We start from the raw sequence: 1,279 nt of genomic DNA, 5'->3' as shown, positions 1-1,279 counted from the left end.
GGGCACCTCGAATAACGCGAGGTTTTCGTTGAATCCCGCCGCCAAACAATGACAGCGACCGAACTCGGTTCAATTTCTCCGGCAAATCACCGCTTTTCTCTGCGGTGTCGCCCCGTTTTCTCTTCGAATCGCCCTGGAAACCGGCGATTCGGCCCATTTCGGGCGTCAAAAAGCCTCGATTCCGGCCTTCTGGAAGTACACCAGCCGCTTCAGGTTGTAGCAGGTGGCCATCATCGTCATCGCAAAGTTCGCCCGCGCCTGGCCGATCGTGCGGATCAGCTTGCCGCCCATCTGATCGATGGCCGCGAACACGTGCTCGACACGGGCGCGCGTCTTGGCGATGCGATGGTTACGCCCTTGCTGACACTCAGACAGCGGCTTGTTGCGCGTACCCTTTCTCTGAATCTGGTTCCGGTAACCCTTGTCCTTCAACCAGTCTTCACGCCCCTTGGACGTGTAGCCCCGGTCCGCATAGACGTCTCGGCTCGTGTTCAGGGTGTAGAACACGCTCTCGAAGTGCTGGTTGTCGTGGATGCTGGCCGTACCCGTCTCGATCTTGCGGATGACCTTGTACTTCTTGTCGACGTTGATCGAGAGCTTGTAGCCGAAGTGACTCTTGCCGTGCTTCTTGGTCCAGGTGGCATCGGTGTCTTTCTGGCGCCGTTTGGCCGGTTTCCAGTCGGCCGGCATCGCCCCTTCCTTGACGAGCTTGTTCTCTTCACGGCTGTTGCGTTGCTTGGGCGCGGGCACCAGCGTGGCGTCGATGATCTGACCACCGCGGGCGATGAAACCGCGCTTGAGCAGTTGGGCCGACACGCCGTCGAACAAGACCTTCGCGCCGGCTTCACCGATGCGATTCTCGAACGTCCACACCGTCGTTCGATCCGGAATATTGATCGCGCTGGCCAACCCGCAGAAGCGCTTGTAGCTCATCCGGTCAAGCAACTGATACTCCATCTGTTCGTCCGACAGGTTGTACAGCCGCTTCAACACCAGAATGCGTACCATCGTCTCGGTCGGATACGGCGGACGACCGCCTTGCGGACTCACCGGACGCGGCGCCACCCGATCCACTTCCGCCGCCAACGCCCCGAAGTCGATGTACGACTCGATTTCGGCCAGTGGATCTCCGAGCGTGTCGATCTTCTTGCGGTGATGCTCGTCGGCGAACAGGTCGGTCTTGATGGCGGTGCGTTTCTTCATGGCTGGCGGCAGAGAACGAAATCAGGACAATCCAATTTTACCAATCACAGAGGTGCCGAGGTTTTTCGAGGCGCCC

1 protein-coding gene is annotated in these 1,279 nt (G+C 59.3%); it reads right to left on the bottom strand.

The window, feature by feature from the left end; all coding sequences use genetic code 11:
* Positions 1-165: 165 nt before the first annotated feature.
* Positions 166-1,203 (bottom strand): IS5 family transposase, encoded by a 1,038-nt coding sequence (locus GPA21_RS20190; RefSeq protein WP_168989848.1) that lies wholly within the window; start codon positions 1,201-1,203, stop codon positions 166-168.
* Positions 1,204-1,279: the final 76 nt, after the last annotated feature.

It is taken from the genome of Azoarcus taiwanensis (assembly GCF_012910885.1).
Taxonomy (GTDB): Bacteria; Pseudomonadota; Gammaproteobacteria; order Burkholderiales; family Rhodocyclaceae; genus Azoarcus_F; species Azoarcus_F taiwanensis.
The sequence above is the reverse complement of the archived record's forward strand: the minus strand, read 5'-3'. Positions and strand labels throughout refer to the sequence as shown.

Bases quoted from the DNA above. Each gene is read 5' to 3' on its own strand.
- GPA21_RS20190 (WP_168989848.1), bottom strand. From the start codon at position 1,203: ATGAAGAAACGCACCGCCATCAAGACCGACCTGTTCGCCGACGAGCAT.